The organism is Marinobacter sediminum (genome assembly GCF_016820575.1).
GTDB classification, from domain to species: Bacteria; Pseudomonadota; Gammaproteobacteria; order Pseudomonadales; family Oleiphilaceae; genus Marinobacter; species Marinobacter sediminum.
On record NZ_JAEMQH010000002.1, the window covers coordinates 425,107 to 450,029 of the forward strand.

General features: G+C 60.2%; 23 protein-coding genes. 15 read left to right on the forward strand and 8 right to left on the reverse strand.

Annotated features, from left to right (window positions below):
* Nucleotides 1-14: 14 nt before the first annotated feature.
* The 5 genes from motD to FGO67_RS08820 all read left to right on the forward strand — a co-directional run bounded on the left by motD (nt 15) and on the right by FGO67_RS08820 (nt 3,665).
* Nucleotides 15-788 (forward strand): flagellar motor protein MotD, encoded by a 774-nt coding sequence (gene motD, locus FGO67_RS08800; protein ID WP_203300357.1) that lies wholly within the window; start codon nt 15-17, stop codon nt 786-788.
* Between the two features lie 207 nt (nt 789-995).
* Entirely contained in the window at nt 996-1,793 is a 798-nt protein-coding gene (locus FGO67_RS08805) for an AAA family ATPase (protein ID WP_203300358.1), read from the forward strand.
* Nucleotides 1,786-2,580, forward strand: a complete 795-nt coding sequence (locus tag FGO67_RS08810) for a chemotaxis protein CheW (RefSeq protein WP_203300359.1) — start codon at nt 1,786-1,788, stop codon at nt 2,578-2,580. The genes FGO67_RS08805 and FGO67_RS08810 overlap by 8 nt, the downstream gene beginning before the upstream one ends.
* A gap of 134 nt (nt 2,581-2,714) precedes the next feature.
* Nucleotides 2,715-3,203, forward strand: a complete 489-nt coding sequence (locus FGO67_RS08815; RefSeq protein ID WP_203300360.1) for a chemotaxis protein CheW — start codon at nt 2,715-2,717, stop codon at nt 3,201-3,203.
* Nucleotides 3,204-3,272: 69 nt separating this feature from the next.
* Nucleotides 3,273-3,665, forward strand: a complete 393-nt coding sequence (locus FGO67_RS08820) for a DUF2802 domain-containing protein (RefSeq protein ID WP_203300361.1) — start codon at nt 3,273-3,275, stop codon at nt 3,663-3,665.
* Nucleotides 3,666-3,695: 30 nt separating this feature from the next.
* On the opposite strand, the gene FGO67_RS08825 is transcribed toward FGO67_RS08820, so the two are convergent.
* Both FGO67_RS08825 and fliK read right to left on the reverse strand, forming a co-directional pair.
* A complete protein-coding gene (locus tag FGO67_RS08825) occupies nt 3,696-4,007 on the reverse strand; it encodes an EscU/YscU/HrcU family type III secretion system export apparatus switch protein (RefSeq protein ID WP_203300362.1) in 312 nt (103 codons plus the stop codon).
* Nucleotides 4,004-5,395, reverse strand: coding sequence for a flagellar hook-length control protein FliK (gene fliK / locus FGO67_RS08830; protein ID WP_238942310.1), 1,392 nt, complete (start codon nt 5,393-5,395; stop codon nt 4,004-4,006). The genes FGO67_RS08825 and fliK overlap by 4 nt, the downstream gene beginning before the upstream one ends.
* A 135-nt stretch (nt 5,396-5,530) precedes the next feature.
* Between fliK and ccmA the strand changes: the two genes are divergently transcribed.
* Genes ccmA through ccmI form a run of 9 tightly spaced genes read left to right on the forward strand, consistent with a single transcriptional unit; the run spans nt 5,531 to nt 12,752 of the window.
* On the forward strand, nt 5,531-6,163 hold the full coding sequence (ccmA, locus tag FGO67_RS08835; protein WP_203300363.1) for a cytochrome c biogenesis heme-transporting ATPase CcmA: 633 nt from the start codon (nt 5,531-5,533) through the stop codon (nt 6,161-6,163).
* A complete protein-coding gene (gene ccmB, locus FGO67_RS08840) occupies nt 6,160-6,885 on the forward strand; it encodes a heme exporter protein CcmB (protein ID WP_203300364.1) in 726 nt (241 codons plus the stop codon). Before ccmA ends, ccmB begins: the two co-directional genes overlap by 4 nt.
* A 32-nt stretch (nt 6,886-6,917) precedes the next feature.
* Complete coding sequence (gene ccmC / locus FGO67_RS08845) at nt 6,918-7,664, forward strand: heme ABC transporter permease CcmC (protein WP_203300365.1); 747 nt, start codon at nt 6,918-6,920, stop codon at nt 7,662-7,664.
* Complete coding sequence (gene ccmD, locus FGO67_RS08850; RefSeq protein WP_203300366.1) at nt 7,665-7,901, forward strand: heme exporter protein CcmD; 237 nt, start codon at nt 7,665-7,667, stop codon at nt 7,899-7,901. It abuts the gene before it with no gap.
* A 14-nt stretch (nt 7,902-7,915) separates the two neighbouring features.
* The gene (ccmE, locus tag FGO67_RS08855; protein WP_203300367.1) at nt 7,916-8,389 is read left to right on the forward strand and encodes a cytochrome c maturation protein CcmE; all 474 of its coding nucleotides are present in this window, start codon (nt 7,916-7,918) and stop codon (nt 8,387-8,389) included.
* Between the two features lie 39 nt (nt 8,390-8,428).
* Nucleotides 8,429-10,429 carry a heme lyase CcmF/NrfE family subunit gene (locus FGO67_RS08860; RefSeq protein WP_203300368.1) on the forward strand — a complete coding sequence of 667 codons (2,001 nt, stop codon included), beginning with the start codon at nt 8,429-8,431 and terminating at the stop codon, nt 10,427-10,429.
* Nucleotides 10,426-10,962 (forward strand): DsbE family thiol:disulfide interchange protein, encoded by a 537-nt coding sequence (locus FGO67_RS08865; protein ID WP_203300369.1) that lies wholly within the window; start codon nt 10,426-10,428, stop codon nt 10,960-10,962. The genes FGO67_RS08860 and FGO67_RS08865 overlap by 4 nt, the downstream gene beginning before the upstream one ends.
* A complete protein-coding gene (locus FGO67_RS08870) occupies nt 10,962-11,441 on the forward strand; it encodes a cytochrome c-type biogenesis protein (RefSeq protein WP_203300370.1) in 480 nt (159 codons plus the stop codon). Before FGO67_RS08865 ends, FGO67_RS08870 begins: the two co-directional genes overlap by 1 nt.
* A 48-nt stretch (nt 11,442-11,489) precedes the next feature.
* Entirely contained in the window at nt 11,490-12,752 is a 1,263-nt protein-coding gene (gene ccmI, locus FGO67_RS08875; protein ID WP_203300371.1) for a c-type cytochrome biogenesis protein CcmI, read from the forward strand.
* A 66-nt stretch (nt 12,753-12,818) separates the two neighbouring features.
* On the opposite strand, the gene FGO67_RS08880 is transcribed toward ccmI, so the two are convergent.
* The 6 genes from FGO67_RS08880 to FGO67_RS08905 are packed head-to-tail and all read right to left on the reverse strand — an operon-like array spanning nt 12,819 to nt 19,782.
* Complete coding sequence (locus FGO67_RS08880) at nt 12,819-14,546, reverse strand: BatD family protein (RefSeq protein ID WP_203300372.1); 1,728 nt, start codon at nt 14,544-14,546, stop codon at nt 12,819-12,821.
* The gene (locus tag FGO67_RS08885) at nt 14,540-16,360 is read right to left on the reverse strand and encodes a VWA domain-containing protein (RefSeq protein ID WP_203300373.1); all 1,821 of its coding nucleotides are present in this window, start codon (nt 16,358-16,360) and stop codon (nt 14,540-14,542) included. The genes FGO67_RS08880 and FGO67_RS08885 overlap by 7 nt, the downstream gene beginning before the upstream one ends.
* The gene (locus FGO67_RS08890; RefSeq protein ID WP_203300374.1) at nt 16,353-17,378 is read right to left on the reverse strand and encodes a vWA domain-containing protein; all 1,026 of its coding nucleotides are present in this window, start codon (nt 17,376-17,378) and stop codon (nt 16,353-16,355) included. Before FGO67_RS08890 ends, FGO67_RS08885 begins: the two co-directional genes overlap by 8 nt.
* A complete protein-coding gene (locus FGO67_RS08895; RefSeq protein WP_203300375.1) occupies nt 17,372-17,842 on the reverse strand; it encodes a DUF4381 domain-containing protein in 471 nt (156 codons plus the stop codon). Before FGO67_RS08895 ends, FGO67_RS08890 begins: the two co-directional genes overlap by 7 nt.
* A complete protein-coding gene (locus FGO67_RS08900; protein WP_203301158.1) occupies nt 17,839-18,783 on the reverse strand; it encodes a DUF58 domain-containing protein in 945 nt (314 codons plus the stop codon). Before FGO67_RS08900 ends, FGO67_RS08895 begins: the two co-directional genes overlap by 4 nt.
* Nucleotides 18,784-18,819: 36 nt before the next feature.
* On the reverse strand, nt 18,820-19,782 hold the full coding sequence (locus tag FGO67_RS08905) for an AAA family ATPase (protein ID WP_203300376.1): 963 nt from the start codon (nt 19,780-19,782) through the stop codon (nt 18,820-18,822).
* 161 nt (nt 19,783-19,943) lie between these two features.
* Here FGO67_RS08905 and FGO67_RS08910 point away from each other — a divergent pair, with 161 nt between their 5' ends.
* A complete protein-coding gene (locus tag FGO67_RS08910; RefSeq protein WP_203300377.1) occupies nt 19,944-24,890 on the forward strand; it encodes an NAD-glutamate dehydrogenase in 4,947 nt (1,648 codons plus the stop codon).
* The last annotated feature ends 33 nt before the right edge of the window (nt 24,891-24,923 follow it).

The window sequence follows — 24,923 nt, forward strand, 5'->3', positions numbered from 1 at the left end:
GGTCGGGGCATCGTATGCGACGCCGTAGGCAGTCCCAGCAAGATCTTCACAACAAGGAGCGGTGGCTGATTTCCTATGCGGATTTCATCACCCTGCTGTTCGCTTTTTTTGTGGTGATGTATTCGGTGTCCTCGGTGAACCAGGGTAAGTACAAGGTGCTCTCGGAAACCTTGACCGGGGTGTTCAATGCGCCTCAGCGTTCCTTTCAGCCTATCGCGGTCGGCGATCAGCCCCCGCAGCCGGCCAGCGATGTCGTCATTCCTCCGCCCGTCACCGAGGCGCCCCGAAACCCCGAGCGTGAGGCCGAGGTGCGCAGCAGGGCGCTCAGTGCCATGGCCGATCAGCTGACCCTGGAATTTGAAGAGTTGATTAGCCAGGGCGTTATCACCCTGGAATCCAGTGATCGCTGGCTGGAACTGAATCTTCCCAATAGCCTGTTGTTTGGCAGCGGCGATGCCGAGCCGCACTACGATGCCTTCGCCGTGATCAAGAAAATCGCCACGGTGCTGCGCAATCGTGATAACGCGGTAAAGGTCGAAGGGTTCACCGATGACCGGCCCATCAGCAGCCCGCGTTTTCCCTCCAACTGGGAGCTGTCGGCAGCGCGGGCCGCGGCGGTGGTGCGGATGTTGTCGATGGAGGGCATTGAGCCTGAACGATTGGCCGCAGTGGGTTACGGTCGGTTCCAGCCGGTTGCTCGCAACGACACCGACGAGGGGCGTCGCCGTAATCGCCGGGTCGTCCTTTTGATTTCCCGTGACGCCAGTGTTCGCGGTGTCATGCGCTGACAGCGCGGATCGGCGGCACATGCGTATGGCAGCGTTGGCACGGTTCCTGTATTTACTCATGGCAGTAATCTTTCCCGGCAATCGATTGCCGCCGCAGTCTGTTTACGGTGCGTCATCGGTGTTCAAGTTGCCGGGCAAGTGGCCGATAAGCAGGAATGCAGCAGCGTTCACCGCCGCTGTCATGGCGTTTTCTTTGGAGAAAAATACGTGCGAATCTGGGCAGTAGCCAATCAGAAAGGTGGTGTTGGCAAAACCACATCCGTGGTGGCGTTGGGCGGCATGCTGGCCGAGCGCGGAAAGCGGGTGCTGGTGGTGGATCTGGATCCGCACGGGTCTCTGACGAGCTGGTTTGGTTACGATCCCGATACCATTGCGCACAGCGTGTTTGATCTGTTCCAGCATCAGGGCAAGGTGCCCGAGGGACTGCCGGCCCAGCTCATCACCGAAACCAGTTGCCGGGGCCTGTCGTTGTTGCCCGCGAGTACCGCGCTGGCGACGCTGGAGCGTCGTATGGTCGGCGTTGAAGGCATGGGGCTAATTATCTCCCGTGCCCTGGCCCAGTTGTGGGACGATTTTGATTACGTCATTCTCGACAACACCCCGTCGCTGGGCGTGCTGATGGTCAACGCCCTGGCTGCGGCTCAACACCTGGTCATTCCTGTACAGACCGAGTTTCTCGCCATCAAGGGTCTGGAGCGCATGTTGCACACCCTGAAGATGATCATGCGGTCCCAGAAGAACGAATTGACCTACACCATTGTTCCCACTCTGTACGATCGCCGTACCCAGGCGTCGGTGAAGAGTCTGAACCTGTTGCGTAAAACCTACCCGGATACGCTGTGGCGCTTTGCGATACCGGTTGACACCAAATTCCGGGACGCCAGCCAGGCTGGCTTGGTTCCCTCGGCGGTGGATGCCACTACCCACGGCGTGCGAGCCTACAGTAAACTGCTTGACGATCTTTTGACGCGGGCAGGGTCGGTTAAGGAGCGTCAGCATGGCTGACGAAAAAATGACAAAGCTGGCGGATCCGGCCAGCGCCATCGCCAGTTACCTGGACGATCTGCTGCACACGGCGACGGACTCGGCGCTGCGCGAAGAGGTCACTGTCGAGGTGCCGGCACCGGAGCCGCAGGTGGATGCCCAGCCGATCGAGCAGGGGGTGGCAGCACCGGTTCTGGAGCCGGAGCCTGAACCTGAGCCGCCCGCGCCGACGGTAGTGGCAGAGCCCGCACCTCCGGAGCCTGTAACGGCTGAGCCCGAGGTGGAAGTCCGTCATGCACCGGATCCAAAGCCGGCGGAGCAGGCGCCGGTGGCTCGGCCAGATTGGTCAGAGACGCCCTTCGAGTGCCTGATTTTTACCGTTGCCGGACTTCAGCTGGCGGTGCCACTGATTTTGTTGGGCGCCATTCATAGGGTTGAGGACGCCAGCGAGATCCGGCCGATTCCGGGCAGTCCGCGCTGGTACATGGGTATGCGCCCGGACCGCGATCAGAACCTGAGGGTGGTGGACACCGCGGAATGGATTATGGCCGGACGAGTCCCGGAGAATGCCCGGGACAACTACCGGTTTGTGATTCGTCTGGATAACAGCGAGTGGGGCCTGGCCTGCGACGACGTAGCCCAGTCGTTCACGCTGAGGCCCGACGAAGTGCGCTGGCGCAGCGCGCGCAGCAAGCGGCCCTGGTTGGCCGGAACTGTGATTGATCATATGTGTGCGCTCATTGATGTGCGCACCATGGCCGACCTTCTGGTGCGGGCCGAACGCGAACAACATCTGGATCTGAGCTGACGAAAACGTCGGTTACCGATTGAAACCGTGCCACGCTGGCACGGTTTGTGCCCTTAACTATAGTATTGGGCACTGATGATGATTTTTTGACGATCAGGTTGCCCGCCGGGCAGCCACAGAGGAGATACAGTGCTATGGCATCCCCGAGCGGACAACACAATCAGGTCCAGGACGATCAGGTACTGCAGTACGTGACCTTCCGATTGGATGACGAGACCTACGGTCTGGACGTCATGCAGATTCAGGAGGTGCTGAGGTACACGGAAATTGCTCCGGTTCCCGGTGCGCCCGATTACGTGCTCGGCATCATCAATCTGCGGGGTAACGTGGTTACGGTTATCGACACCCGTCGCCGGTTTGGTCTGGCGGATGCCGAAGTGACCGACGCAACGCGGATTGTGGTGATGGAATCGGCCAATCAGGTCATGGGAATTCTGGTGGATTCAGTGGCTGAAGTGGTCTACCTGAAGTCCAGCGAGATTGAAACTGCACCGAACGTGGGTAACGAGGAAAGTGCCAAGTTTATCCAGGGCGTGTGCAACAAGGATGGTGAGCTGATCATCCTGGTTGAGTTCGACAAAATGCTGTCAGAGAACGAATGGGCGGAAATCGCCGCACTGTAAAAGAGGGCTTCCGGGTCCACAGTGCCAAAGATGGACGCCTTTCGAGTTAAATCACGGGAGACGTCCGTCATGTTTGCAGAAATTCCTTCCTACCTTCCTTGGGTACTTACCGTTGGTGTTGGTGCGTTGTTGGTTATCCAGGGCTTTGTTCACGGTCGCCAGATCCGGCAACTGAAAGCGTCACTCAAGGATCGCTGCGATACTCTGGGTCGAGAGCTGCATGCCACCACAAGTGGCAGCGTGGGCATCGGCCAACGGCTGGTGGGCTGTGAGCGCCAGTTGCACGAACTCCGCACTACACTTGATGAAATGCGCCAGAACGACCCGCTGCGTATCTCCTACGACGAGGCCTCGCGCCTGGTGGATCTGGGGGCCGACATCGAGGACCTGATGAACACCTGTGGTATCTCACGCCCGGAAGCGGAGCTGGTCTCCGCTCTGAAGAAGCGGCAGGCGGCGTAAGCCTCGAACGGACGGAGGTCCCGTCGCCGGTTAAGTGGCGGCGGGATCGTCTTTACGACCGGCGTCTTCGGGCGTGCGGCCGCGGATGTGAAAAGCAAACGCCAGAATTTCGGCAATCACCCGATACAGGCTCTCCGGAATCTCCTCATTTAGCGAGAGCCGGGCCAGGATGCTGGCCAATTCTGCATTTTCGTACAGGGGTACGCCGTGCTCCCGCGCTATCCTGACAATCTCCTGCGCCAGTTCCTCGGTACCGGTAGCCGCGATCGTGGGCGCCTGCTCACCATCGTATTTCAATGCCACAGCCGCGTGAGTGGGCTGGTTTGACGAACGTTCACTCATGCTCGGGTATCCACCAATCTATGCTCAAGCCGGGTGACGGAGGCTTCGGGGCTGCCGCGCCGGCATTCCAGGTCCGTCACTTCCAGGCCGAGGTTGGTCAGGCTCTGTCTTAACAAGGGTAGTTCCTCGTTCACCTGGCGCAGAGTGCTTTGTTTCTCCGCCCAGACCCGGGCACTGACCGATTGCTGACGCAACGCCACGTCGAAGTGCAGGGGGCCGGCTTCGTCCAGGTCCATGGCCAGCGCCAGTCGCCACTCGCTGGTTGCGGCTTTCTGTGGATCCCGCTTGTCGCTGCGTTCGTCCGGGTGTTGGTCGATGCGCAACTGTGCCACTTTGGGTTCGTTCTGGGGGGTGACCCAGGGCAGTTCCAGCAGCACGGTGGTCAGTGGCGCCGGCGCGTCACCACCACCTCGGGCCGCCAGTACCTGGCTGTGTAACTGATTAACGGTAATCCGGTTGAGCATGCCGGCCAGCAGCCGCAGCATCTGGCCCACCGTGGTGGGTTCGCTGGTAGCCGGCGCAGGCGAGGGTGTCATGGCCTGCGGAAATTGCAGTGGAGCCTGAACCAGCTCGGGGCTGGCCAGAGGGGTGATGCGGGTGAACTGTTCCGGACCCTGGCCCTGTTGGGCCAGCAGGGCGGTAATGACCCGGCCGATGGCCAGTTTCAGGTCTGGCATGGTGGCCGAGGGGTTCTGGGCCAGCCGGGACTCGGCAAACACGCCGCTCTCGGCGATCCACTGTTTCACCTGCTGCAGTGGCTGCTCCTGGCCTCCGCTGCCTGGCTTCAGGCTGGTGGCCGTGGGCAGATTCGCCAACACCTGCTGAATGCTCTGGCGGGCAGCTTCCGGCAGCGGTTGTGCCACGCGAGCAGATGGCAGCTGGCCGGGGCTCGGGTCTGGCTTCAGGCCCTGGCTCAAGCTGGCCAGCATCCGGCTCAGGCCGCTTTCCAGGTTTTGTTGCCAGGGCAGGTGTTGGGCCAATGCCTTGGCAACCACGGCGGCCTGGGCTGGAGCCAGCTTGCCCATTAGCTGCAGTTCGTTGCCGGCCCGCATAATCTTTACCCAGTCGCCCGGCTCCAGCGAGGTCTTGCCAATGGCTGCGTCCACCGTCAGGGATTTGCCGCGCACATCGAGCAACAGTTCCGCTCGATCCCCGGCCTGGCGGTTGATCACTTCGGCGACCCTGGCCAGTGTGGTTTGCCGGTTGGCGAGCTGCAGCGCATCGAGTTGCTGACGGGCGGAAGCCGGGAGATCGGCAACGGCCTTCTGGCTCGCTGCTGCGCTGGAAGGCTGCGAGCTGGAGGAGGGCACAGTAGGCTGGGGCGGCTGTGGGCCAGTCGGTAGTTTCATCGCAATTGGTTTGGTGTCGGGCGATTTGGTATCGGGCAAGAGTAATCCGCCCGGGGTTTCGTTATAATACGCCGCGCCGGTGGGTCTTGCCGTGAAAAAATGTCTGCACCCGCCATGTCCGTGTTGAATGCATCCGATGTCGCGTGTGCGCATCGTCCTGGTTACGGGGCCCTGATGTCTGAGCCGATCCTACAGGCGACCAATCTGCAGTGTGAGCGAGATGAGCGGATGCTGTTCCGTGACCTTTCATTTTCCATACTGCCCGGTACGGTTACCCGTGTCGAGGGGGCAAATGGAACCGGCAAAACCACCTTGCTGAGAATTCTGGCTGGCCTCAACGATGCCTGGTCCGGCGAGCTATTGTGGTGCGGTAAGTCCCGCAATTGGCACCGCGAGGAATTCTTGCGCAACGTGCTGTACCTTGGGCACCGCCCGGGCATCAAGGCGCTGCTGACTCCGATGGAGAACCTGCGTGCCCTGGTAGCCGCCCGTCGCCCAGTCGCCGATACCGTTTTGCGCCAGGCGCTGTCTGGAACCGGACTGGATGGCTTTCACGACGTACCCTGCCGCCGCCTGTCCGCTGGCCAGCAGCGCCGTGTCGCCCTGGCTCGTTTGCTGATCGCCGACGAACCCCTGTGGTTGCTTGATGAAGTGTTCACCGCCATCGATGCCAAGGGTGTCAGCGCCATTGAGGCATTGCTACAGCAGCGTGCCGCTGAGGGTGGGGCCGTGGTAGTGACCACGCACCATGAGTTGCAGTTGCCGGGAATGCGGAGCATCAAGTTGGGTGAGGTGGCTGCGCAATGAATGCGGAAACCCGTCCACTGATCAAACCACAGGAATCGGGCGTAAGTACTGTTGCTGCCATGAGGGCGGTCTTCAGCCGGGATATGAAAGTGGCCTTCCGGCAGCGCCAGGATCTGCTCAATCCCCTGCTGTTTTTTGTCATGGTGGTCACCCTGTTCCCACTGGGGGTAAGCCCGGAAGTGTCATTTCTGCGCGAGGCGGGTGCGGGCATTCTATGGGTGGCAGCGCTGTTGTCCGTGCTGCTGTCGCTGGACCACCTGTTTCGCCACGATTTTGATGACGGTACCCTCGAGCAACTGGTATTGCAGCCGCAGCCACTGTTTCTACTGGTGTTGGCGAAAACCCTGGCGCACTGGGTGCTGACTGGTTTGCCATTGGTATTGTTGGCGCCGGTTTTAGGGGTGATGGTGCACCTGGAAGGGAACTCCATCGCGGTTTTGTGTCTAACGCTGCTGATCGGAACACCGGTGCTGAGCCTGATCGGCTCCATTGGCGCGGCACTGACCCTGGGCCTGCGCTCAGCCGGTGTGCTCTTGTCTCTGCTGATTATCCCGCTGTACATTCCGGTGCTGATCTTTGGCACCGGCACAGTGGCCGCAGCAACGGAGGGCGCTCCGGTCGGGGCATACGTGGCCTTGATGGGAGCTTTTCTGGTCCTGGCGATAACACTGGCACCATTTGCAGCCGCCGCAGCGCTGAGAATCAGCCTGTCGAACAGCTAGGAATTATTGATGATGTTTAGGGTATCCGTCTGATGTGGCAGATTTTTCATAAACTGGGTTCGCCCAAATGGTTTTTCGGGATCGCAACCCGGTTGATGCCGTGGTTGCTGGCGGGCGCATTGGCCTTGCTGGCCGTGGGCCTGGTCTGGGGCCTGGCCTTTGCACCCAAGGATTACCTTCAGGGCAACAGTTACCGGATTATCTTCATTCACGTACCCTCGGCGTTCCTGGCGCAGTCGGTGTATATCATGATGGCGTCGGCCGCGGTCGTGACGCTGGTCTGGCGGATGAAGCTGGCCGATGTCTTCGTCAAGGCGGTTGCTCCGGTTGGCCTGGTGCTGACCTTCCTGGCCCTTTTCACGGGCGCGGTTTGGGGCAAACCGACCTGGGGTACCTGGTGGATCTGGGATGCCCGGCTTACCTCAATGCTGATTCTGCTGTTTCTCTATGGCGGAGCGATCGCCCTGGACCGGGCCATCAATGATGAGAAGTCGGCGGCTCGTGCGGTCGCGGTACTGGTATTGGTCGGGGTGGTAAATATCCCTATCATCAAATACTCCGTGGAATGGTGGAATACCCTGCACCAGCCTGCGACGTTCAAGCTGACCGAAAAGCCGTCCATGCCGGCGGAAATGTGGGTGCCTCTGTTGCTGTCGGTCCTGGGCCTGTACCTGATGTTCGGCTGGCTTGCCTGCCTGCGCATGCAGACAGAAATCCTGGTTCGTGAGCAGCGTACGCGCTGGGTTAAAGAACATGTTCTGGCGCGGAGGGCTGGTTAAATGGCATTCGACTCGTTTACCGCGTTCATCGCAATGGAAGGCCACGGTCCCTACGTTTGGACCTGTTATGGCGTCTTTTTTCTGCTCGTGGCGGCGATGATGGTCTGGTCATGGCGTCGACACCAGGCGGAGCTGAAATCTTGCCGCCGGGTTCACGAAGCCGCAGACGGCAGCGGACGCGGCTCGGCGCAACCGACACCGGCGACGTTTACCCGGGTAAAAGTTTCTCAAGACTGAATGGCAGATACTGAATGCATCCTATCCGTAAAAAACGACTGACCATCGTTCTGTTTCTGATTGCAGGTGTCGCGGTGGCGGTGGGCCTGACCACCTATGCATTGCGTCAGAATATCAACCTGTTCTACGACCCGAGTCAGATTTCTGCCGGAGAAGCACCGGTGGATGTTCGCATTCGCGCCGGTGGTATGGTCGAGGAAGGCTCGGTGGTGCGTGATCCGGAGAGCCTCGAGGTGGAGTTCCGGGTGACCGATTTCAGTGCCTCAGTACCGGTGGTTTATGTCGGTATCCTGCCGGACCTGTTTGCCGAAGGGCAGGGTGTTGTTGCCATGGGTAAGCTGAATGGCAAGGGTCGATTTGTTGCCGATCAGGTCTTGGCCAAACACGATGAGAATTACATGCCACCGGAAGTGGCGGAGGCGTTGGCGAAATCCGCCAAGGCGCGGGGTGAGAACGGTGAGGGCACCGGGGCGCCATCCACGTATTGATTGTTAAACTACAAACGGCCATGTGGCCGGAGGGCTTTGATGTATCCGGAACTCGGACAGCTCGCACTGATTCTTTCGCTGTTGTTGGCAGTGCTTCTCTCGGTAGTTCCCCTGGTGGGATCGATTGCCGGACGGGATAACCTGCAGGGGTTCGGTCGCCCGCTGGCGACCGGCATGTTTGTTTTTGTCGCTCTGGCGTTCGCGGTGCTCACCCACGCCTTTCTCACAGACGACTTCTCAGTGGCCTACGTGGCCAATAACAGTAACAGTCTGTTGCCTTGGTACTATAAATTCAGTGCGGTCTGGGGCGGCCACGAGGGCTCGCTGCTGTTGTGGATTCTAATGCTGGCGGGCTGGACATTGGCGGTGGCGGTGTTTAGCCGCCGGTTGCCCTCGGTGGTGGTGGCCCAGGTCCTTTCGGTCCTCGGCATGGTCACCGTCGGTTTCATGCTGTTTACTTTAATTACCTCCAACCCTTTTGATCGCCTGCTGCCCAATGTGCCTGCAGACGGTGCCGACCTGAATCCGCTGCTGCAGGATTTCGGCCTGATCGTACACCCACCGATGCTCTACATGGGGTACGTTGGTTTTGCTGTCGCCTTCGCGTTTGCCATTGCCGCACTGATCAATGGTCGTTTGGATGCTGCCTGGGCTCGCTGGACAAGGCCTTGGACGACTGTGGCCTGGTCATTTTTGTCACTCGGAATTGCGCTGGGTAGTTGGTGGGCCTACTACGAATTGGGCTGGGGTGGCTGGTGGTTTTGGGATCCGGTCGAGAATGCTTCGCTGCTACCCTGGTTGTCCGGTACCGCACTGATGCATTCCCTGGCGGTGACTGAAAAACGCGGTGTCTTCAAGAGCTGGACCGTTCTGCTGGCCATTGTCACTTTCGCACTTAGCCTGCTGGGAACGTTCTTGGTGCGTTCCGGTGTGCTGACCTCGGTCCATGCCTTCGCGTCTGATCCGGAGCGCGGAGTTTTTCTGCTGGCGTTGTTGGCGGTCACGGTGATCGCCAGCCTGACGCTCTATGCGTTCCGTGCCCCGGTCGTGCACGTTCGTGCCAGGTACGGATCCTTGTCCCGGGAAATCTTCCTGCTGCTGAACAATGTGATGTTGGTTTCCGCCACGCTGTTGGTGGCTATTGGCACCCTGTATCCGCTGGTGCTCGATTACCTGGAGATGGGCAAGCTGTCTATTGGTGAGCCGTTCTTCAACATCACCTTCAGCCCGCTGGCGGTCGCAACCGGCTTGTTGATGGGCGCGGGTATCTTCTCCCGCTGGAAGAAAACCGATGGTGGCTGGCTTGCTCGCAAATTGCTGTGGCCGTTGGCCATTAGCCTGGTGGCCACTGCTGCGGTACTGATTGGTTACGGAGGCTTTACGCCTTGGGCTTTTGCCGGGATTTTCACCGCCATGTGGGTCGCCGTGGCGACCTTCTGGGACCTCTGGGAAAAGTCCGCGTCACGCAAAGGGCGCCTGCATGGCCTGAAACGCCAGTCGCGCAGCTACTACGGAATGGTGTTGGGTCATTTGGGCCTGGCCATCGTCATGGCCGGTGCCACTGTTGTGTCCAATTATGGCATCGAGCGAGATGTTCGTATGGTGCCGGGTGATGTGGCCACTGTGGGCGATTACCAGTTTGTATTCCGGGACATCGGTGAGCGCAGAGGTGCCAATTTTACGGCTCAATACGGCAACTTCGATGTGCTGCAGGACGGTGAGATAATTGCTAGCCTGCGCCCGGAGAAGCGCCAGTATTCTGTGGGCATGAGCGTGATGACCGAGGCCGACATTGACGCCGGTCTGTTCCGTGACATCTTCGTTGCTGTCGGCGAGCGGATTTCGGACGATGCCTGGGCCATTCGACTGCAATACAAGCCCCTGGTGCGCTGGCTGTGGTTGGGCTCCATATTTATGGCTGTCGGTGGTTTCCTCGCCATCGCAGATCGTCGTTACCGGGTTCGTGAGCGTTCGACCCAGAAGGCCACCACCGGAACCAGTGTCGGCACCGCAGCGAATTCCGCAGGAGTAGTATCATGAAGCGTTTTTTTCTGTTCCTGCCGTTGCTGATCGCCGTGGTGTTGGGTGTAGTGCTTTTCGCGGGTATTGGCAAGGATCCCACCAAACTGGAATCGGCGCTGATCGGCAAGCCTGTGCCGGCATTTAGTCTGAAGGATCTGAACACTCCAGAGACTCAGCTCAACGAAACCCTGTTCAAGGGCAAGGTGCAGCTGCTGAACGTTTGGGGCACCTGGTGTCCTGCCTGTCGCGACGAACACGACGACCTGATGTGGCTGGCCGAGGACGAGGGCGTGTCCATTGTTGGTCTGAACTATAAGGACAACCGGGACGATGCCCTGGTCTGGCTGGACCGTCTCGGCAATCCCTACAGCACATCAATTTACGATCCCCGGGGTACCCTGGGGTTCGATCTGGGCGTCTATGGCGCGCCGGAGACCTTCGTCATTGATGAGCAGGGTGTGGTGCGCTACCGCCATGTTGGTGTGGTCAACGAGAAGGTCTGGCGGGAGACCCTGCTGCCGGTAATCAACGATATCCGGGAGAATGGCTGATGGCCCGCTTTGCCCTCGTTGCCTTACTGCTGTTGCTGGCCCCCATGGCCAGCGCGCAGGTGACCGATGTCTACAACTTTGAGACCACACAGCAAGAGCAGCGCTTCCAGGACCTGATTGAGGAATTGCGTTGTCCAAAGTGTCAGAACCAGAACATTGCCGACTCCAACTCGCCCATCTCCAAGGACATGCGCGCCGAGGTTTATCGCCGCATGCGCGCGGGCGAGAGCAATGATCAAATCGTCGGTGCCTTGGTAGATCGCTTTGGCGAATTCATTCTGTACCGGCCCCAGGTCGAAAAACGCACCATTCTGCTGTGGGCAACGCCGGCTATTGCCGTACTGGGCGGTCTGCTGGTGGTGATCGGTGTCATCGTGCGCTCCCGGCGCCAGACTAACGAGACACCGGAACTGACGGCCGAAGAGAAAGCCCGCGTGGCCAAGATTCTTGCAGAGGACGATCAGGACAAACGGGCCTGATACTTGCCTCTCTGCTGCACTCATGATTGAACCTGTGACGATATCTCCATGACTGAAACCTTCTGGATTGCCGCAACGGTACTCATCATCCTGGCCCTTGCGTTTGTGTTGTATCCGGTGCTTTTTCACAGCTCAGCGGCGAGAGAGCGAGCTGACTTTAGAAACCAGAACCTGATGGCTTATCGCAGCCGGATGAAGGAGCTGGACGCCGAATACGAGGCGGGAGTGCTGGACGACGACAACTACCGGCAGCTGAAAGAAGAACTCGCGGGCTCCATGCTCGACGATGTCCCGGATGAGACGGTAATGGGGCCCGCCCTGAGTGGCCGCAAAAGTGCCATTGCCGTGGGTTTGATAGCTATTCTGCTGGTGCCTGCTGCGACCTATTACCTTTACCAGGAGTGGGGCGCCATGGATGACGTGGAACAGCTCATCACCATGCAGGCCATGGGGCAGACTGATAGCGCCCGCCAGAACCAGATGGCCGAATTGGCCGAACAGCTGAGGGAAAAGCTCGAGGCCAGCCCCGACAATCCCGATGGATGGGCCATGCTGGGACAGAGTTACATGCGTCTGGAGCAGTATCCGGCGGCGGCCTCGGCCTTTCGTCGTCTTTCGGAATACGCGCCCAATGAAAACGCCCGCGCCGTTGCGCTTGGTCTGGCTGCGCAGGCCCAGTTCTTCGACAGCCGGGGGGCTCTGACCGCTGAGGTGAGGGCGGCCATTGAGGCGGCCCGCGAACTGAATCCCGACGAGGTGAACGCTCTGGGCCTGCTGGGGATTCACGCCTTCAGCCAGGAAAACTACCGGGAAGCGATCAAGTACTGGGAGCGCATTGTCGCGGTGGCGCCAGATCATCCTCAGTTGGCTTCGATTCAGGGTGGTATTCAGGAAGCCTACGGCCGTCTGGGTGAAACGCCACCCAGTTTCGAGACGGCCGAGGCCGAGGGCCCAAGTGTGACCGTACGGGTGAGTTTGTCTGAGGCGTTTCGGGATCAGGTTCCGGCGGACACCGTGTTGTTCGTGTTCGCCCGTGGTCAAGGTGGCGCCGGTGGCCCGCCCCTGGCGATCACCCGTCTGACTGCCGGTGCGCTGCCGGCCGAAGTGCGGTTAGATGATAGCAAGTCGATGTCGCCGGAGGCGAAAATCTCCAGCGCCGAAGCGGTCATGGTGACGGCCCGGCTGAGCCGCTCAGGCAACGCCATCGCCCAGCCCGGAGACTGGCAGGGTAGCCTGGAAGTGCCGGCCGTGGTCACTGAAGAGGAGGGCGAGCCGGTCGAGTTAGTGATCGACCAGCAGCTCACTCAGTAACGGCGAGTCTCTCTCTAGAGCCTCTCTAAAAGGAGCCCCGGATAGCCGGAACCGGCTCCGCCACACCTACGCCGACAGGTTGTCGGGATACAGTGGCGGCAGTTCGGAACCCTGGGGCTCTTCCAACCTACCCTGCTCACGCACCTGTTCCAACGCCTTCGCCAGAGCGCGGCCGTCCCAATTCTCTGCAGTATCACCGGCCGGTGCGAACAGCCGAGCCTGCAGGCGCCGCAGTTCGGCGCTCAGGGTGGCATTGTTCAATCCGGCCATCGCCTCCGACGCCGTTTTGAAGTTTTTCCCTGCAAAGCGTTGATTCGCCCACTGCACCAGCAGCGCCGGAGTGGAGGCCGACCCCTTGCGGGCGGCTTGGATCAGTTGCTCAAACAGCTTGTTTTCCCGATGGTCCGGTTCAGCCGGCTCTGACTCGACCCAATTACCCGCGTTTCGGGCTCGCCACCACAACACCAGAGTGGCAAGCCAGAGTGCAGCCAGAACGAGGCTCAGCCATTGCCAGCCGGATGCGTCACCGTCCGAAGTCTTGGGCTCAGACGTTCTCGAGGCAGCTGTTTCATTATCGTTGCTGGAGGGCGTGGCTTGTGATGTCACCCGCGCTGAGGCATCACCGACCTGTAATGTCTTGGCGGGAATGAAGGCCACCTGCTCGCTGTCGGTGGTGGTGTCCCACCAGGTTATCCGCATTTCGGGCAGGGTCAGTGTGCCGGATTGCACCGGCACCAGGGCACGGGTCTGGCTCAGGCTTGAGGTAAGCCCGGCCGGTGTTATGTCGGTTTTCCGTTCCGGTGCTTCGGGGTAACTGCGCAGGCCCTCCGGAGTAAGTTCCGGCAGCGGAGGCAAAGCTTCGGCCGGCAGGCCCTCCGCCCGCAGGGTAATGTTGCGGGTCAGGTTCTCGCCGGTTTCCACCCGCAGGGAGTCAGGCAGCCCGGATTCTTCCAGGGTCAGGCCGCTGGCGGGCAGCCAGGTATCACCGGTGTAGCTGGCAGGAACATCCTTCACCGGAACCGGGTAGAGTTGCTCGCTGTCGCGCAGGAAAATCAGTTTGCCGCTGGCGTCGCGGGCCTGTCCTTCAAATTCGATCGGAGGCAGGGTCAGTTCGCCCGGTTGTTGCGGAAACAGCGCATAACGGCGTTCCACCACCCGGTAACGGACACCATCGCGGTAGCGGGAGTATTCCCGCTGTTTGCCCAGGGGCTCAATGATGGCATCCGGGTGTTCCGGTTCCGACAATTCGCCGCGCACCAGGTTGCCGCTGAAGAACAGGCGGATGGTCATGGTCAGTTGTTCCTGCACATAGACCTCCGCCTTATCGGCCGATAACTCGATGAAACTGTCCCGGCTGGCGGCCACTTTCTGGTCCGGTGGGCTTCCGCTCACGACCTGGATGTTGACCGGTTTCGAGGTCGAGTCCTTGAAGCTGAGTGACGGAATGGTCAGCTTGCCGCTGCGCTGGGGCGCCAGCTGATAGGTCCAAGTAATCTCACCCACCATGTCATTGTTCACGGTGCGAATGCTGTAGCGCTGGTTTTTACCCAGTACTTCGAACGCCGGTTCCACCTTTTCGATGTCGGGCGAGGGCAGGTTGGACAGGTCGAGATCGAAGAGATTGCTTAGGTTGATGTCCAGTTTCAGTGACCCAGTCACGGTCAGGGTCAGCACCTCGCCTTCGTAAAGCCGAGTGCGGTCTGGTTCGACCTTGAGTTCCCCGGCGTGGAGAGAGGTCGCCATCGCCATCAGAACCAATACGCGAATGGCAGAGATCACTAGCCGGTTTACCATGGTGTATCGCCCTCATCGGATGGTGTCTGGCGTTCCTGATACTGTTGCAGGAATTTGCGCTTCAGCAGGCCGCCGGGATTATCCGGAACCCGTCGCAGCCATTGTTCCTGGCCTTGGGACAGGGGCTGCTCGGAAATCTGGGCCGGTGCTTCAATCTGTCCGCTGCCGTCCGTGCCATCCTGGGATTCCGCCTGCTGTGGGTCTTGGTCCCCGGTGCTGCCCTGAGACTCGCTGGCATTGCTGTCGGTCTCGTTGGTGCCGTTGTTAGACGATTGCTCCGGCGGCTGGCCCGGGTCCTGGCTGTTCCCGGATTGGCCAGATTCCTGGGACTGCTCCTGGCCTTGATCGCCCGGTGATTGATCGGACGAGCCATTCTGCGAATCACCATTCTCTTGCTGTTGGGATGGCTGTGTCTGGTCTTGGCCCTCGCCCTGCTGTTGCTGTTGATCGAGTAGTTGCCTGACCAGTTCCCGGTTGTCCCGTGCGTCGGCCATGCCCGGGGCTTGTTCAAGGGCCTCGTCGTAGGCAGCCAGTGCCTGCTCCAACTGGCCGGCCCGGGCCAGGGCATTGCCCCGGTTGTAGTCTGCTCGTGCGCCCTCGGCGGCGGCAAAGGCCTCGGCGGCCTGTTCATACTGCTCCGACCGGTACAGGGCGCTTCCACGCCATTCCGGATCGTCCAGGCGGCTGGCGGCGTCGGCCGGGTTCTCACGGATCAGCTCCGGCGCCCGCTGGTCTTCCCGTTGCCAAAGTTCTCCCCACTGTTCTCCCCAGCCCATTGCCTGGGCCGGCTGTGGTGTGAGTGGCAGCACGGTGAGGGCAAGCACGGTAAAAGCGCCACGGCGCCAGCCCAGCAGCAACAGTGGCAGCACCAGCCAGAGCAGCCAGTAGCCGTCATCCTGCCAGCGGTTCACCGTCAGGCCAGAGTCGGTTTCCTGCCAATCGTCACTCTCCGTGGGTTCCAGTTGAAGGGCCTGGATATCACCCTCATCCAGGGTGAGTTGCTCGCTTGCGCCACCGTTCTGCTGGGCCAGGCTGGCCAGGGATTCGGAGTTGGCGCGGGTGATGACGATATCGCCGTTGTCGCGGATAAAACCGCGCTTGGCCAGGGGAATAGGGCCACCCTGTTCGGTGCCCACCACCAGGGTATCCAGGGACAGGCCGGTGCCTTCCAGGATTTGCGAAATGGCGGCGTGGTAGCGCGTCGGCACATCGTCGGTGATCAGCAGGATCCGGCCCTCGCCCGCCGCGCCCTGTTGCAGCAGATCGCGGGCGCGGGCAATGGCAAGATCGGCCCGGTTGCCCGGGGCCGGCATGATCACCGGTTCCAGGATATCCAGCATGCCTTCGATGGTTTTGCCGTCGTCGGTCAGCGGCGCCACCACGTGGGCGTCGGCGGCGAACACGATCAGGCCGTTCAGGCTGCCCTCACGGGCGTCCAGAATGTCGCGGATCTTGCGTTTGGCCAGAGTCAGCCGATTTGGTTCAAGGTCGGTGGCGAGCATCGACAGCGACAGGTCCAGCACAATAACCAGGCTATCTCCGGGCTGCTTCAGCGGCGTGGGTGCCTCGCGCCAGGCGGGACCGGCAAGGGCAATGGACAGGGCAATCACCGCCAGGGACACCGGTAGCATCGGCGATCGCTGCTGTTTGCCAGAGCTGCCGTCATGGCGGATAACCGGCGCCAGCAATCGTTCAGGAATGATCCGGGCCCAGCCGCTGTCGCCAAGACGCAGGTGCCTGAGTGTGAACACCAGCATGGGCAGGCTCAGTATCAGCAGCAGCCAGAACGGACGGAGAAAATGGAAATCAGCCATCGGTTTCCCTCTTTACTGCCGGCTGGCGGGATGTCACCAGCGAAGAGCCGTGGCGGAGCAGTAGCAGCACCAGCCACAACAAAGCTGCCAGGCCTGCCGGCCAGGCAAAGAGTTCAGTGACCGGTCGGTAGAACTTGCCCTCCAGTTCAATCGGTTCGAGCTGGTTGATACTTTCGTAGATCAGTTCCAGTTCCGGCAGGCTGCGGGCCCGGAAGTAGCGGCCGCCCGTCTGCTCGGCCATGCGGGTCAAGAGCGCCTCGTCCAGATCCCGCGACGGGTTCACCCGCCGCGAGCCCAGAAAGCCGCGTTGAACCATGGATTCGGCTCCGATACCGATGGTGTAGAGGCGGACACTGGCGGCCTTGGCAATCTCCGTGGCTTTGTCCGGGGTGATTTCGCCGGCGGTGTTGGCACCGTCGGTCAACAGGATAACCACGCGCTGGTCCTGTGGCCGGTCCCGCAGCCGCTTGATTGACAAGCCCACCGCGTCGCCGATGGCAGTGGCGCGACCCGCCATGCCCAGGACCGATTCCCGCATCAGGGTCTTTACGGTGGCCAGATCAAAGGTCAGTGGCACCTGCACGTAGGGTTGAGTGCCAAACAGGATAAGCCCGAGGCGATCACCTTTGCGTTGGCTGATGAAATCATCCAGCACTACCTTCACCGCCTGCAGCCGGTTGATGCTGCGGCCCTGAATGACCATGTCCTGTTCGTCCATACTCGGGGAGATGTCCACCACCAGCATCAGGTCGCGACCAGACACCGGCAGTTGTACCTGCTCGCCAACATGTTGTGGCCGCGCCAGCGCTACCACCAACAGACACCAGATCACGAACAGCAGGAGTGTCTGCCACAGTGGCGTGGCGCTGCCATGACGGCTGACGCCGGGCAGGTCGGACAACCAGTGACCAACTGGCAGCATCGGGGCGTCCACTGTCTGTCCCGCGGGCCGCCGCCATTGCAACAGCAGCGGCACCAGTACCAACAGCAGCAGCCAGGGATAAGCCAGACTCACCATGCCTGACCCCCCAGCCAGGAGCGGGCAAATTCGGTGGCCTGTCGGGGATCGGCGCTGGCCTTGGGCTGCCAGCTGCTGTGCACGATCGCTTCAACGATTGGCCGCGAAGCAATTCGGTTGTTCGGCGCCGTCGAAAGCAAAAACGCTACCCAGGCCTCGCCACTTAGGGATTCTGGATGTTTGTCCGGATAACGCTGGCGCGCCGCGCGTTTCAGCAGGCTGTTCAGTTGGGCAAACCACTGGGGTTCCTGGCTGGCCTGATGTTCCAGGCCGGACAGTTCGGCCTTGGCCAGGCGCAGCCAGCGGTTACGACGACGACGGCGATGTAAAAGCCAGAACAGTCCGGCAAGCGTCAGCAACACAAGCAGGGCCAGTAACCACCAGCCCGGTGCCGGTGGCCAGAAGCCGCCGGATGCTGGCAGGTGAATGTCTTTCAGTTGGCTAAGTGGATCTTGCGGGTTCATCCGATCCGGCCTCCCGGCCCTAACAGTGCTTTCAGTGCCACCGTGGGTTCTTCGCCGGTGGAAACCATGGCGGAGGCCACGCCCGAGGTGCGGAAACAATGATCCAGGCGGGCCTCATGGGCACCTACCTTGCGTCGCCAGGCTTCCTGGAACCGGGTGTTGGCGGCATCAAACCAGACCGGGCCGTCAGGACCGGCAACCGCAAAGCGACCGCTACTGGGCAGCTCCCGCTCAAGCGGGTCCACGATCCGGATGGCACTGACCGAGTTGTGACGGGCGAGGGCACCGAGCAGGGTTGGGGTGTCCTCGGTAATGCCCAGGAAATCGCTGATCACGAAAATGCGACTGCCGGTGTGGGCTACCCGTCGGGCTTCGGCGAGTGCCTGGTCGAGGCCATTGGCAGTGGCCTCTTCGGATGAAGTTTCGGGTTGCGTGCCCGGCTGTTGCTGGTGATCAGCCAGGGTGTCCAGCAGGCGCAGCACCGATTTCTTGCGCCGTGCAGGACGCAGCACGCTCAGCGAGCGCTGGTTGAAGACAATGCCGCCGACCTGATCACCGGCCCAGAGCGCCAGCCAGGCGAGCAGGCTGGCAACCTGCGCCGCCCGTACCTGTTTGTAGGCGCCGGTACTGGCAAAGAACAGGGTAGGGCCCAGATCGCAGAGCAGCAGGACCGGGCGTTCCCGCTCCTCCTCGTACAGCTTGGTGTGGGGCGCTTGCCGCCGTGCGGTCACGCGCCAGTCGATACTGCGGATGTCGTCACCGGGCTGGTACTGGCGAACCTCCGCGAATGCCATGCCCCGCCCCCGCTGCGGTGACTGCTGCAAACCGGCCTGGCGGGTTTTTACCGGGCGGGCCGACGGCAGCTTCAACGCACGGGCATCCGCCTGCAGGCGGATCAGGTCCGGCAGACTGATGTGGGTTAGAGCGTCGGAGTAAGCCATGGTAGCAGTGTCAGTCTGTCGCATCGGGGAAGATCATCAGGCGGTGACCGGTACTCGCTCAATCAGGCATTCGATAACCGCGTCGGCGGTCATGCCCTCGGCTTCGGCTTCAAAGGTCAGCAGAATCCGGTGCCGGAGTACATCAAAGGCCATGGCCCGGACATCGTCCGGCGTCACATAGTCGCGGCCGTCAAGCCAGGCCAGGGCCCGGGCGCAGCGGTCCAGAGCAATGGTGCCGCGAGGGCTGGCACCAAAGGCGGTCCAGCGTGCCAGCTCAGGGTCCAGGCTGCCGGCATCACGGCTGGCCAGCACCAGAGCCAGCAGGTACTGCTCCACCGGCTCGGCCATGTAGATGTCGGCGATCTCGTTGCGGGCGTCGAACACCTGATCTGCGGTCACCCGAACACTGGCTTCGGCCTGGCCCTGGCGATAGTCATTACGCGCCAGGTGCAGGATGGCTTTTTCGGCCTCGGCCGAGGGGTAATCAATCACCACATGCATCAGGAAACGGTCGAGCTGGGCTTCGGGCAGAGGGTAGGTGCCCTCCTGTTCAATGGGGTTTTGGGTTGCCATCACCATGAACAGACGATCGAGTGGGAAGGTGCGCAGGCCGACACTGACCTGTCGTTCGCCCATGGCTTCGAGCAGGGCGGACTGGACCTTGGCCGGCGCCCGGTTGATTTCATCGGCGAGCACCAGATTGTGAAAAATAGGCCCGCGCTGGAATTCGAAGGTGCCGGTTTCAGCCCGGTAGATTTCACTGCCGGTGACATCGGAGGGCAGCAGGTCCGGAGTGAACTGAATTCGGTGAAAATCGCCGTCCAGGTGATCGGCCAGAGCCTTGATCGCCGTAGTCTTGGCCAAACCGGGAGCACCCTCCACCAGAAGGTGGCCATCGGCGAGGAGAGCAATGAGTAATCGGTCCACCAATTTGGCCTGTCCGATTATCCTTTTTGCCAACTGTGATCTGAGTTCACCGAACGTATGCTGTAGCGACATTGAAAGGAACTGCTCCGATTCTCTAGGGTTCATCTTAGAACGTCTTTGATGCGTAAGTAGTTGCCGCAGTTTTGGTGTCTGCCCGGCAAAAATCAAGGGTTTGACTATGCTTATGTGACAATAAGACGATTACGTTTACTTCACACTAACCGAGGTCGATCATGAATGCGCTGACAGTAGCCAGCAAGGATCAGTTTTTTGAACAACTGGCTGATGCGTTCGCCCAGAAAATTGCCAAGACAGAGGCAAAAAAGATCAGTGAATTTGCCAAGCAGCATTACGCCCATATTCCGCTTGAAGAGCTGGTCAGTCGACGATTTTCGGACACCTACGGTGCGGTTCTCGCCGCGTGGCAGTTTCTCCAAAAACGGAGCGCCGACGAAACCCCTGTTTCGGTGTTCAATCCTGACCTCGAAAGCGATGGCTGGCAGTCGACCCACACGGTCATTTTTATACTGCACCCGAATATCCCGTTTCTGATCGATTCTCTGCGCATTGCCATCAACCAGCGCGAGATCGGTACCCACTCCATTCAGCACTCTATCCTGCAGGTCGAGCGCACCGAAGACGGTAAGCTGAGCAAGCTGCTGCCCAATAAACGCTCCAATAAGAATGCCCAGTTCGAAGCCTTTATCGTCCTGGAAATCGATCGTCACAGTGATCCGGCCGACCTGAACGAGCTGGAAGAAGCTTTGCAAAAGGTGCTGCACGAAGTGCGCATTGCCGTCTCTGATTTCCCGATTGTCACCGGCAAGGTGTGCGAGATCCTCGATGAACTGGACACCACCGCCGCCGGCATTGATGACGAACAAAAGGAGGAGGCGAGAGCCTTTCTGAACTGGCTGGTGCAGGACCACTTCACCTTCCTGGGCTACGACGAGTACGACTTTGCCAAGGACAAGAGCGGCATGGTGGTGCGTCGCGTCGAGAACTCGGAGCTGGGCATCCTGCGGGTTAACAACGAGCGCCCCGATCGGGTGCGGCTGAACGAGCTGCCCCAGCGAACGCGTCATGAAATGACCCGCACCGACGATATCTTTATTTTTGCCAAATCCGCCCAGCGCTCGCGGGTGCACCGTCCGGCCTACCCGGACTACATCGCGGTCAAGAAGTTCAACAGTAAGGGCGAAGTGGTTGGCGAACGCCGCTTCCTGGGCCTTTATACCTCCCGGGTCTATAACGAGCGCCCGGACGAGATCCCGCTGCTGCGCCGGAAATTCCAGAACGTCATCAAGCGCTCGGGTTTCCTTCGGGACGATTATGCCGGCAAAGAGCTGGACCAGATTCTCACCGTGTATCCCCGTGACGAACTGTTCCAGATCGAAAGCAAAGACTTGTTGAAGGTGGCCAAAAACATCCTGTACATCCAGGAGCGCCGCCGGATCGAGCTGTTCATGCGCGAAGACGTATACGGCCAGTTTGTTACCTGTCTGGCGTTCTTCCCCCGTGATATCTACAACACCGAGCTGCGGCAAAAGGTCGAGCAGGTGCTGCTGGACCGGCTGGGAGCGGAAGACATCGAATTTGTCACCCATTTTTCTGAATCGGTGCTGGCCCGGGTGCAGTTCACTATCCGGGTTCCCCAAGTTGAAAACCGGGAACTGCCCATTTCCGAGATTCGTGAAAAAGTCATTGAGATGGCCCAATCCTGGCGCGATGGCCTGTATGAGTCCCTGAGCGAGGCCTACGGCGAAGAGCAGGGCAACGAGCTGTCGCGACTGTGGTCCGGCGGCTTCCCGGCCAGCTACACCGATATGTTCTCGCCCCGTCGGGCCGCCATTGATCTGGAGCACATCTCCAGTGCGGCCAGTCATGATGATCTGGCCATGAGTTTTTACCGGGCCCTGGAAGAGGACGAGAGCACCCTGCATTTCAAGCTCTTCTATCCGGATCAGCCGCTGCCTTTGTCTGACGTGATGCCGATTTTCGACAACCTGGGCTTTCGGGTGTTGGGCGAGCATCCGTTCGAGGTGATTGACCGGCACGGCAAGGCGGTTTGGATTCACGACTTCACGTTGCAGGCCCACACCGGCCGGGTGGTCGATATTCATCGCATCCGCCCGATCTTCGAGGACCTGTTCCGTCGGGTTTGGCACGGCGACGCCGAAAACGACGCCTTCAACCGGATGCTGCTGACGTCGTACATGAGCTGGCGCGAGATTGCGCTGCTGCGGACTTTCGCCCGCTACATGCGCCAGATCCGCTTTTCCAACAGTCAGACCTTCATTTCCAACACCCTGGTCAACCACATGGATCTGGCCAGGTTGCTGCTCGAGTACTTCGACGTGCGCTTCAATCCGGACCGTTTCCAGAGTGATGGCAAGAGCCGCGCGGCCCAGCAGAAACTGGAGATCGAGTTTAACGCTGGTCTGGATGGGGTCGATAATCTCAGTGAAGACAGGGTGCTGCGGCTTTACATGGAGCTGATGCAGGCGACCCTGCGCACCAACTTCTACCAGCACGATGAGAATGGTGGTCCCAAGCCCTACATCAGCGTCAAGTTTGATCCGTCGCGCATTCCGGATGTGCCGCTGCCGTTGCCCATGTTTGAGATCTTCGTTTATTCACCAAGGGTGGAAGGCGTCCACCTGCGCGGCGGCAAGGTTGCCCGTGGCGGCCTGCGCTGGTCCGACCGGTTTGAGGATTACCGCACTGAGATCTTGGGCCTGGTAAAGGCGCAGCAGGTCAAGAACGCGGTTATTGTGCCGGTGGGCGCAAAGGGCGGTTTTGTTGCCAAGCGTCTGCCTGACCCGTCTGACCGTGAGGCGTTCCAGGCCGAGGGTATTGAAGCCTACAAGACCTTTATCCGTGGCTTGCTGGATATTACCGACAACCTGGTGGATGCTGGTATCCAGCCGCCCGAGCGGGTGGTGCGCCACGACGAAGACGATCACTATCTGGTTGTGGCGGCCGACAAGGGTACTGCGACCTTCTCGGATATCGCCAACGGCCTGGCTGCGGACTACGGCTTCTGGATGGGCGATGCCTTCGCCTCCGGTGGCAGTAACGGTTACGACCACAAGAAGATGGGTATTACCGCCCGCGGTGCCTGGGTATCGGTTGAGCGTCACTTCCGGGAAATGGAGATCAATCCAGCCCTGGACGAGTTCACCGCCATTGGCATCGGCGACATGGGCGGGGATGTGTTCGGCAACGGCATGCTCTGTTCCGAAAAGACCAAGCTTGTCGCAGCCTTCAACCACATTCATATCTTCATTGATCCGACTCCGGATCCAGACAAGAGCTTCAAGGAGCGCAAGCGGCTGTTTGAAATGCCCCGGTCAGCCTGGACCGATTACGACACCAAACTGATCTCCAAGGGCGGCGGTGTGTTCAGTCGTAACGCCAAATCGATTCCGGTCAGCGCCGAAATGAAAAAGCTGCTGGGGATCAAGTCGGACCGGGTACCCCCGAACATGCTGATTTCCCACATCCTGAAGGCCCAGGTGGACCTGCTCTGGGTTGGCGGCATCGGCACCTACGTGAAATCTGCGAGTGAGTCCCACAGTGACGTTGGCGACAAGGCCAACGACGGCCTGCGCGTTAACGGTTCGGAACTGCGCTGCAAGGTTGTGGGTGAGGGCGGTAACCTCGGGCTGACCCAGCTTGGACGGATTGAGTTCGCGCTTCGTGGCGGTCGCATGAACACCGACTTCATCGACAACTCCGGTGGCGTCGATTGTTCCGACCACGAAGTCAATATGAAGATCTTGTTGAACCAGGCGGTTGCGGTGGGTGATCTCACCAGCAAACAGCGCAACGTCATGCTGGAAGAAATGACCGATGACGTCGCCGCCCTGGTGCTGAAGAACAACTATCGGCAGACCCAGGCCATCAGTATCGCCAGCGAGGACGCCGCTATCCGGCTTGAGGAATACCGCCGGCTGATGAACACCATGGAGAACGAAGGCAAGCTCAACCGTTCGCTGGAGTTCCTGCCCGACGATGAAACCCTGTCGGAGCGAAAGCTCGACAAGAAGGGCCTGACCCGTCCGGAGCTGTCGGTGTTGATTTCCTACGTGAAGGGCGACCTGAAGCAGACGCTCATCAACAGCACGTTGCCAGATGAGCCGCTGCTGGCCGGTGAGATGTACAAGGTGTTCCCGCGGGGGCTAACCCAGAAATTCTCCAAGGAGCTGGGCGAGCACCAACTGCGGCGCGAAATCATCGCCACCCAGATTGCCAACGACATGGTCAATCACATGGGGATCACCTTTGTTGAACGGCTGAACCAGTCCACCGGTGCCGATGCTGCGTCCATCGCACTGGCCTGGATCATTGCCCGTGATGTGTTCCGCATCGATAACTGGTGGGACAAGATCGAGGATCAGGACTTCAACGTGCCGGCTCAGCTGCAGATGGAGTTGATGCAGGATCTGATGCGGCTGATGCGTCGCTCCGTTCGGTGGCTGCTGCGCAACCGTCGGGCCGAACTCAGCATCCAGAACCACATCGAGCGTTTCGCCGACAGTGTCTGGGCGATCACCGCCAGTCTGCCGGACTACCTCGGTGAGCACGCACGCACGGCCTGGCAGAAACGCCATCAGGCACTCGTTGAGGCCGGATTGCCCGCAGAGCTGGCATCGGTGGTATCCGGTACGGATTACCTGTACTCGTCACTGGGCATTATTGAGGCCCAGGAAGCGACCGGCATGCCACTGAAAACCGTGGCCAACCTGTACTATGAGCTGGGCGACAAACTGGATCTGAACTGGTTTGCCCGGGCCATTGCCTCGCTGGCGCCGGCGTCGCACTGGCAGGCCCTGGCCCGGGAAAGTTTCCGGGAAGATCTGGAATGGCAGCAGCGAGCACTCACTACGGGAGTGCTCCGGTTGGCTGGCAAGCCGGAAGATGTTCCGGCCTGTGTCGATGGGTGGCTTGAGCGCCATGTTGGAATGATTAAGCGCTGGAAAGCCATGCTGGCGGAGCTGAAGAGCGTGCGTGAGCCGGAATACGCCATGTTCTCCGTGGCCTTGCGGGAGCTCCTGGATCTGGCCCAGAGCACCATGCACTCCGGTCAGCTTGAGGCTGACAGTGAGACCGAAAGCGGCAGCGTGAACGGAACACAGACTGTAGCCCAAAGCGAAACGGCGAATGCGACCACTTGAGTATTGCTTTGGACAAACAGATGCCGTTCAATT

Coding starts and splice junctions, on each gene's coding strand:
- motD (WP_203300357.1), top strand. CDS start 15: ATGCGACGCCGTAGGCAGTCCCAGCAAGATCTTCACAACAAGGAGCGG.
- FGO67_RS08810 (WP_203300359.1), top strand. CDS start 1,786: ATGGCTGACGAAAAAATGACAAAGCTGGCGGATCCGGCCAGCGCCATC.
- FGO67_RS08815 (WP_203300360.1), top strand. CDS start 2,715: ATGGCATCCCCGAGCGGACAACACAATCAGGTCCAGGACGATCAGGTA.
- FGO67_RS08820 (WP_203300361.1), top strand. CDS start 3,273: ATGTTTGCAGAAATTCCTTCCTACCTTCCTTGGGTACTTACCGTTGGT.
- FGO67_RS08825 (WP_203300362.1), bottom strand. CDS start 4,007: ATGAGTGAACGTTCGTCAAACCAGCCCACTCACGCGGCTGTGGCATTG.
- ccmA (WP_203300363.1), top strand. CDS start 5,531: ATGTCTGAGCCGATCCTACAGGCGACCAATCTGCAGTGTGAGCGAGAT.
- ccmB (WP_203300364.1), top strand. CDS start 6,160: ATGAATGCGGAAACCCGTCCACTGATCAAACCACAGGAATCGGGCGTA.
- ccmC (WP_203300365.1), top strand. CDS start 6,918: ATGTGGCAGATTTTTCATAAACTGGGTTCGCCCAAATGGTTTTTCGGG.
- ccmD (WP_203300366.1), top strand. CDS start 7,665: ATGGCATTCGACTCGTTTACCGCGTTCATCGCAATGGAAGGCCACGGT.
- ccmE (WP_203300367.1), top strand. CDS start 7,916: ATGCATCCTATCCGTAAAAAACGACTGACCATCGTTCTGTTTCTGATT.
- FGO67_RS08860 (WP_203300368.1), top strand. CDS start 8,429: ATGTATCCGGAACTCGGACAGCTCGCACTGATTCTTTCGCTGTTGTTG.
- FGO67_RS08865 (WP_203300369.1), top strand. CDS start 10,426: ATGAAGCGTTTTTTTCTGTTCCTGCCGTTGCTGATCGCCGTGGTGTTG.
- FGO67_RS08870 (WP_203300370.1), top strand. CDS start 10,962: ATGGCCCGCTTTGCCCTCGTTGCCTTACTGCTGTTGCTGGCCCCCATG.
- ccmI (WP_203300371.1), top strand. CDS start 11,490: ATGACTGAAACCTTCTGGATTGCCGCAACGGTACTCATCATCCTGGCC.
- FGO67_RS08880 (WP_203300372.1), bottom strand. CDS start 14,546: ATGGTAAACCGGCTAGTGATCTCTGCCATTCGCGTATTGGTTCTGATG.
- FGO67_RS08885 (WP_203300373.1), bottom strand. CDS start 16,360: ATGGCTGATTTCCATTTTCTCCGTCCGTTCTGGCTGCTGCTGATACTG.
- FGO67_RS08890 (WP_203300374.1), bottom strand. CDS start 17,378: ATGGTGAGTCTGGCTTATCCCTGGCTGCTGCTGTTGGTACTGGTGCCG.
- FGO67_RS08895 (WP_203300375.1), bottom strand. CDS start 17,842: ATGAACCCGCAAGATCCACTTAGCCAACTGAAAGACATTCACCTGCCA.
- FGO67_RS08900 (WP_203301158.1), bottom strand. CDS start 18,783: ATGGCTTACTCCGACGCTCTAACCCACATCAGTCTGCCGGACCTGATC.
- FGO67_RS08905 (WP_203300376.1), bottom strand. CDS start 19,782: ATGTCGCTACAGCATACGTTCGGTGAACTCAGATCACAGTTGGCAAAA.
- FGO67_RS08910 (WP_203300377.1), top strand. CDS start 19,944: ATGAATGCGCTGACAGTAGCCAGCAAGGATCAGTTTTTTGAACAACTG.